Origin of the sequence: Rhodopseudomonas sp. AAP120 (genome assembly GCF_001295845.1) — a bacterium.
GTDB lineage: Bacteria > Pseudomonadota > Alphaproteobacteria > Rhizobiales > Xanthobacteraceae > Rhodopseudomonas.
This window is the reverse complement of the sequence record NZ_LJIC01000071.1, coordinates 38,720-46,263: the sequence shown is the minus strand read 5'-3', so window position 1 is coordinate 46,263 and position 7,544 is coordinate 38,720. Positions and strand designations below refer to the sequence as shown.

At 68.5% G+C, this 7,544-nt stretch carries 5 protein-coding genes; 3 read left to right on the top strand and 2 right to left on the bottom strand.

Annotation, left to right across the window (positions count from 1 at the left end):
* On the bottom strand, nucleotides 1-863 hold an 863-nt coding region (locus IP86_RS12730), incomplete at its 3' end, for an ATP-dependent helicase (RefSeq protein ID WP_156332485.1).
* A 302-nt stretch (nucleotides 864-1,165) separates the two neighbouring features.
* Here IP86_RS12730 and IP86_RS12725 point away from each other — a divergent pair.
* On the top strand, nucleotides 1,166-1,339 hold the full coding sequence (locus IP86_RS12725) for a DUF1328 domain-containing protein (protein WP_082363981.1): 174 nt from the start codon (nucleotides 1,166-1,168) through the stop codon (nucleotides 1,337-1,339).
* A gap of 8 nt (nucleotides 1,340-1,347) precedes the next feature.
* Here IP86_RS12725 and IP86_RS12720 read toward each other — a convergent pair whose 3' ends face one another.
* Entirely contained in the window at nucleotides 1,348-1,869 is a 522-nt protein-coding gene (locus IP86_RS12720) for a thioesterase family protein (protein WP_054162898.1), read from the bottom strand.
* A 66-nt stretch (nucleotides 1,870-1,935) separates the two neighbouring features.
* On the opposite strand from IP86_RS12720, the gene IP86_RS12715 reads away from it, so the two are divergent.
* Together IP86_RS12715 and IP86_RS12710 are read left to right on the top strand one after the other, a co-directional pair.
* Nucleotides 1,936-3,363 (top strand): FAD-binding oxidoreductase, encoded by a 1,428-nt coding sequence (locus IP86_RS12715; protein ID WP_054162897.1) that lies wholly within the window; start codon nucleotides 1,936-1,938, stop codon nucleotides 3,361-3,363.
* Between the two features lie 157 nt (nucleotides 3,364-3,520).
* On the top strand, nucleotides 3,521-7,501 hold the full coding sequence (locus tag IP86_RS12710) for an AsmA family protein (protein WP_054162896.1): 3,981 nt from the start codon (nucleotides 3,521-3,523) through the stop codon (nucleotides 7,499-7,501).
* Nucleotides 7,502-7,544: the final 43 nt, after the last annotated feature.

The following is a 7,544-nucleotide window of genomic DNA, read 5'->3' as shown; positions in this document are numbered from 1 at the left end:
GGATCGCTACGCGATCCGACCTCTCCCCGCGCGCGGGGAGAGGTTTGGCCGGGCGCCTGCGACAGCAGCCGCAGCCAAAGATACTGCGCGACGTTCGTGTCCTGATACTCGTCGACAAGGATGAACTTGAAGCGGTTCTGATACTGCCGGAGCACGTCCGGGTGCTCGCGGAACAACCGGATGCCTTCCAGTAGCAGATCGCCGAAGTCGGCGGCATTGAGAGTCTTCAGCCGCTCCTGATATTGCGCATAGAGCTTGCCGCCGCGGCCGTTACCGAAGCTGGCGGCTTCGCCGGCCGGCACCTGCGACGGCGTCAGTCCGCGGTTCTTCCAGCCGTCGATCAGCCCGGCCAGCATCCGCGCCGGCCAGCGCTTGTCGTCGATATTGTCGGCGGCCAGCAGCTGTTTCAGCAGCCGGATCTGGTCGTCGGTGTCGAGCACCGTGAAGTTCGAGGTGAGCTGCACCAGCTCGGCGTGATAGCGCAGGATGCGGCCGCCGATCGAGTGAAAGGTGCCGAGCCACGGCATGCCCTCGACCGCCTGGCCGAGCATCTGGCCGAGCCGCAGCTTCATCTCGCGCGCGGCCTTGTTGGTGAAGGTCACCGACAGAATTTCGGCGGGGCGGGCGCGGCCGGTGGAAAGGATGTGGGCGATCCGCGTCGTCAGCACCCGCGTCTTGCCGGTGCCAGCGCCGGCCAGCACCAGCACCGGACCATCGAGCGTCTCGACAGCGTCGCGCTGCTCCGGATTGAGTCCCGACAGGTAGGCTGGGGCCGCCGCGGCCCGAGCGCGCGCGGCAATGCCGCCGGCGGCGGGCTGATAGCCGGAGAGGTCGAGGTTGGCGCGCTTGTTCGGTTCAGTCATGCGAATCGTCTTTGCCCCACGATGGCACCGCGGGTGGGGGAAGGGGAGCCTTCTTAGCAGGATTATCCGGGCATATAGGCGCTGGCGGCGTTCGGCGACAGGTTTGCGCCTGCATGCCCGCGCCGCGGCGTCGATTTCGTTCCTGCGAGCCCGAAAAATGAAGCCTGTCTCGAAGGCGCAACGCGCCGGAACTTTCGTTCCCGGCCAGGATTGTTGGTGCAGTCGGTGCGGCTGCACGCAGCCGGATCAAATGTCAAGGGATATCCCGTTTGGGCCGTCCCGAAGCGAACGGAGAGCATGTCATGCTGGGTTGGGTCGTCACTTTCCTCATCGTCGCGCTGGTCGCTGGTCTGCTCGGGTTCGGCGGCATCGCCGGTGCCTCGATCGAAATCGCCAAGATCATCTTCTTCATCGCGATCGTGCTGTTCCTGATCTCGGCCGTGGTCGGCCTGGTGCGCGGCCGAACCCGAGTCTGACCGCTCAGCTAACTCCGCTTCGAGGGCATCGCGACGCTGCGTCCGATGCCCTCGGGCTTTTGCAGCGCGCGATGCGCGGCTGCTACCCGGTCGACCCGCGCCTGAATGTCCGGCGGAAACGGCGCCACCTTGCGGACGCTCATGTCGACATGCATCCCCATGTTTTCCGAAGTGGCCGACAGCCAGCCTTCCTCGGCGTGGCGCAGTTCCTCGAACGTATGGATGCGTTTTTCGTCCGCGGCGATCAAGTACACGTGCACCCGCACCGGGTCGCCGAGATGCACTTCCCGCAAATAGCGCACGTGGCATTCGGCCGTGAAGGTCGAGCCACCGCGGGTCTTCAGATAGTCCGGGCCGATCCCTAATTCGAGCCACATCTGGTCGATCGCACGGTCGAACAGCACGTTGTAGTAGGCCATGTTGAGATGGCCGTTGTAGTCGATCCAGGCGGGCTCGATCTGCATCACCGTGGTGACGAACGGAGCCGCGATCGTGCCGCTCTCGACGCTGCGATCTACTTCCAAAGTCAATCCTGCCTCCCTTGACCCCTCCGGTAACCTTTGCCACGGTCGCCCGCGAGCCGGAGGATTTTTATCGTGGGCCTGACCATCACCAACATTCCGCAGCATGCAGAACCGCAGGCGGTCGCCAGCGCCATTGAAGCGCTCGCGGCGCGGTTCGGCAACCGCCTCGTCACCTCGCTGGCCGTGCGCGAACAGCATGGCCACACCACGACTTGGCTGCCGAACCAGCCGCCGGACGCGGTGGTGATGGCGCAGGAGACGGCGGACATTCAGGACGTGGTGCGGATTTGTGCGCAACACAAAGTGCCGGTGATCGCGTTTGGCACCGGCACCTCGTTGGAAGGTCACGTCAACGCCCCGGCCGGCGGCATCTGCATCGACCTGCGCGACATGAACAAGATCCTCAGCGTCCACGCCGAGGACCTCGACTGCGTGATCCAGCCTGGCGTCACCCGCAAGGCGCTCAACGAGCACCTGCGCGACCAGGGCCTGTTCTTCCCGATCGACCCGGGCGCTGACGCCTCGCTCGGCGGCATGGCGGCGACCCGCGCCTCCGGCACCAACGCGGTGCGCTACGGGACCATGCGCGATAACGTGCTGGCTCTGAAGGTGGTGCGCGGCGACGGCGAGATCATCACCACCGGTACCCGCGCCAAGAAGTCGTCCGCCGGATACGACCTGACGCATCTGTTCGTCGGCTCGGAAGGCACGCTGGGCATCATTTCGGAATTGACCATCAAGCTGCGCGGCATCCCCGAGGTGATCGCGGCGGCGTCGTGCTCGTTCCCGACCGTGACCGACGCCTGCCAGGCCGTGATCCTGGCAATCCAGACCGGTATTCCGCTGGCGCGGATCGAGCTGCTCAGCGAAGCCCAGGTCGAGGCGGTCAATGCCTATTCCAAGCTGACGCTCCCGGAGACGCCGCTGCTGCTGCTCGAATTCCACGGCAGCGAGTTCGAGGTCGGCGAGCAGTCGAAGAATTTTGGCGCGATCGCCAAGGATTGCGGCGGCGGCGATTTCACCTGGACGACACGGCCGGAGGATCGCAACAGACTGTGGCAGGCTCGGCACGACGCCTATTGGTCGGTGCGGGCGCTGCGACCCGGCGACGGCGTCGGCGTCGTCGCCACCGATGTCTGCGTGCCGATCTCGCGGCTGGCGGACTGCGTCGCCGAAACAGAGCAGGACATGCTGCGGCTCGGCCTGATGGCGCCGATCGTCGGCCATGTCGGCGACGGCAACTTCCATTGCTCGCTGCTGTGCGACGTCAACGACGCGGGCGAGATGGCGCGGGCCGACGAGTTCATGCACCGGCTGGTCGAGCGCGCGCAGGCGATGGACGGCACCTGCACCGGTGAGCACGGCGTCGGTCAGGGCAAGCAGAAGTATCTGAAGGGCGAACTCGGTCTCGAAGCGCTGCAGGCGATGCGGGCAATCAAACAGGCGCTTGATCCGCAGAACATCTTCAATCCCGGCAAGATCCTGCCGCAAGGGATTTGAAGCGTTGGCTTTTTCTTGATCGGCGAACTGCGGCGAAAATGCTGTGAGTTCGCCACAGTTGGTTGTTACGCGTTGAAAACACGGGGGTATTGATCGCTGGCGTGATCATTGCGTTCATCGTTGGCCTGGGCGGCTGATCGCCCGAGGGGACACCGCGTTGCAGACCACCTTGCTCGGCCTGGCCCTTGCGCTGATCCTGGCGCTGCTTGCCGCCCTGGTGGGCCCGTTCGTGGTCGACTGGAATCAGTTCCGCGACCAGTTCGAAGCCGAGGCGACGCGTCTTGTCGGAGCGCCCGTCAGGGTGGCCGGTCCGCTTGATGCCCGGCTGCTGCCGACGCCGACGCTGCGGCTGCGCGAGGTTACGGTCGGCGGCGCCAACGATCCCGGCCGCATCCGCGCCGCCAAGCTCGACGTCGAATTCAGCCTCGGCTCGCTGATGCGCGGCGAGTGGCGGGCCGACGAATTGTCGGTCAATGTCCTCTCGGTCGATCTCGGCCTCGACGCCAACGGCCGGATCGACTGGCCGGCCACTGGCCTGTCCAATCTCGCGGCACTGACGATCGACCGGCTCAATGTCACCGGCCGGATTGCGTTGCACGACGCTGCCAGCCGCTCCACCATCGAACTCGGCGATATTGCCTTCGCCGGCGACCTGCGCGCGCAGGCCAGCGCGCTGCGCGGGGACGGCAATTTCAGCTTCAAGGGCAGCCGCTATCCGTTCCGTATCTCTGCCGGACGGGCCACGGATGGGACCGGCACGCGCCTGCGGCTGGGCGTCGAACAGGCCGGAACGGGTCTGTCGACCGATCTCGAGGGGCTTCTGGCCTTCGAGGGCCGCTCGCCGCGCTTTGAGGGCACGGCCGCGCTCGTCGCGACCGCCGCCGCCGATCCGCCGCGGACGCCGTGGCGAATCTCGGCCAAGGTCAAGGCGGTGCCCGCGTTGGTCGTGCTCGATCAGCTCGAGGCGTCGTGGGGAGCGGAGGAGCGCGCCGTGAAGCTCACCGGCGCGGGCGATCTCCGGCTCGGATCGTCACAGCTGCTCACCGCGAAGCTGTCGGCTCGCCAGGTCGATGGTGATCGCGTGTTGGCGGCAGCTGACGGTGACGCGGCATGGCTGCCGCGGCTGCGTGCGCTCGTCGGCGATCTGCCGCGGCCGCCGGTGTCGGTGCGGCTTGCGCTGGATGCCGAGCAGATCATGCTCGGCGGCCGACCGGTGACCGATGTTGGGGCAGAGCTGCGCAGCGACGGCGAGGCGTGGCGGGTCGAGCGTCTGGACCTGCGCGCGCCGGGCGGTTCCCGGCTGGCGTTGAGCGGCGGCGCCGGCACGGCGGGTTCGGCCGATCAATTCAAGGGAACGCTGACCCTCGACTCGGCCGATCCGGATCTGCTCAGCGCCTGGCTGCAGGGCCGCGCGCCGGCTGCCGGCAGCACGCCGAGGCCGCTGCGCGTGCAGGGCAGCGTCGCCGCGTCCGCCGCCGGGGTGGCGATTGATCCGCTGAGCATCGAGGCGGACGGCGGAACACTGCAAGGCCGCATCAGCTATCGCGCCGCGACCGCCGACCAGGGTGGACGGATCGAGGCCGCACTGACTGGTGACCGGATCGATCTCGACGCCGCGTCCGGGCTGGTGAGTTCGCTTGCCGGTCCGCGCGAAGGCTGGCCGGCACAGGCCGATGTCGCGCTCGACGTCCGTGAGGCGCGATCGCGATCGAGCGGCCAGACCTGGCGGTCGCTGATGGCGAAGTTCGGCTATCGACCGGGCACGCTGACCCTGGAGCAACTCCGCGCGGGCAGCGCGACCGGCGTCAGCCTGGAGGGCGATGGCACGCTCGATCGCAACACCGCGACGGGCCGGCTCAATCTGAAGGCCAGCGCGCCCTCGCTCCTGCCGATTGCGGAGGCGATCGAGCCGCTTGCGCCGGCGGTGTCGGCGCGCCTGAAGACGATCGGAGATGCGCCAGGCGCCGCGCAGGCGTCGTTGGCGCTCACCCTCGATGCCGACAAGGCGAAGGCCGGGCAGGTGAATGCCGGTGGGGTGATCCAGATCGAGTCGCCGCAGCTCAGCGGCCGCGTGACGCTCAAGGCGTCGCCCAAGGCAGCCGATGTCGGCGAACTCGACGCGGCTGCGCTCGGCAGGATCGATGTCGGCCTCGATGGCAAGCTCACCGCCGCGCGCGGTGGAGAGCTTCTCGGCCTGTTCGGCCTCGGGCACACCTTGGCGGCGGGCGAGGGCGGCGGAACGCTGGAGGCGACGGCAAGCGGCACCTGGCAGGGGGCGCTGAACCTGAAGGCGCGCCTCACCGGGGGCGCTTTCGATGTGGAAGCCGACGGCCGCGCCGAACCCTGGGCCGACGAGCCGAAAGCGACGCTGTCGCTGAACGCCCGGCGTCTGGATCTGGCGCCGCTGCTCGAACTGAGCGGTCCGGAGGCCGGTGCGGCTCGGATCAATGCCACGTCGCGGCTCACCGTCGCCGGCCGGCAATGGAGCTTCAGCGAGATCGATGCCGGCGTCGGCGGCTCGCGGCTGCGCGGGCGGCTGGCGCTGACGCTCGGCGACGAAGTCGGCGTCGAGGGCGAGGCGGGGCTCGACACGATGGCGGTCGCGCCGGCGGTGCAGCTGGCGCTCGGCGTCACCGGTCATGATCCCGCGGAGCCGCTCGGTCCCGGGCTGCTGCGCGGCTGGCGCGGCAAGCTGACGTTCCAGACGCTGCGGGCGAGCCTGCCGGGCGGCACCGAACTGCAGCCGCTGGGCGGCGTGCTGCGCCATGACGGACGCACGCTGACCCTCGACGCCAAGGGCAAGCTCGGAGGCGGCGATGCCAAGGTGCTGGTTCACGCCCGGCCGAGCGATTCAGGCGTCGTGCTCGACGCCAATCTCAGTATCACCGGCGCAAATGCGGCGGCGCTGCGCTACGACGATCAGGTGATCCCGGCCGCGAAGGCATCGCTGCAGATGACGCTCGACAGCGTCGGTCGCAGCGCTTCGGCACTCAGTGGTGCGCTGGCCGGTGGCGGGACGCTGACGCTGGAGCGTGCGCAGATCCCGGGGCTCGATCCCAAGGCGTTCGAGGTTGCGCTGCGGGCCGGCGAGTCGGTCAAGCCGATCGACGACGTCAGCCTCGCCAGGCTGGTCGAGCCCGTGCTGGCGGGCGGTCCGTTCGCGGTCGACAGCGTGCAGATGCCGATCAGCCTGGCCGACGGCCGGCTGCGGGTCGCGCCGACCACCCTGCAGGCGAAGGGCGCCCGTGCGGTGATCTCGGGCGGCTACGACATTCCGGCCGGCCAGGCCGACATTCGCGCCACGCTGGCGGTGGCTGGTCCCGGTCCCGGACTGCCACCCGAAATCCGGATCTTTGCGGCCGGGCCCCCCGAACGGCTGACGCGCAATGTCGACCTCTCGGCGCTGTCGTCGTGGCTGACCGTGAGACGAATCGAGCGCGAAACCAGGAAGCTGCAGAGCCTCGAACAGGAGGCGAGACCGCCGGTTCTGCCGGCCGGCCGGTCCGGCGAGCAGGGCGCGCCGTCGTCGTCCCCTGAGCCGTCGGCCAGTGGTGCCGCCCCAGCCACGAAGTCCAATCAGGGGGAGCCCGCTTCGGCGACCCCGGCGCAACAACCGGGGCAGGCAGCCGGAGGCCAGCAGGCGAAGGAAACGGAAGGCGCCGGCGCCCGAGGTGGCACAGCCTCGGGCAATCCCGGACCGGGCAACACCGCAAAAGGCAGCGCACCGCGAAGCAACGGCTCGCCAGACAACGGTTCGCCAGATAATGGCGGGCCAGACAATGGCGCACCACAGAGCGGCAATCAGGATGGCGGCCCGCAACGCGCGACCGTTCCTGCTCCGGTGCCGCTACCGGACGCCGATCCGCGCCATACGCCGCCTTTGCCGAAGCCGCGTGCCGCGCCGCCCAGGCCCACGCCATCGTCTCAGGCGCCGAACAATGCGGTGCCCAAGGGAGCAGTGCCGAACACGGCAGCAACCAACGCCGCAACGTCGAACAACGCTTCGTCCATCGACGGCTTGATCGGCGCGCGCGACAAAGTCGCGCCCTTGCCGCCGCCTTTGGAAATCAGGCCCGCACCCGGAGATGCGCGGCCGGCTCGGCCGCGTCCACCGCTCGACCTGACGCCCCCGAGGTGACTCGTCGGGCGCCTTTCGATCAGCGCACCGATCGCTGAAGCGA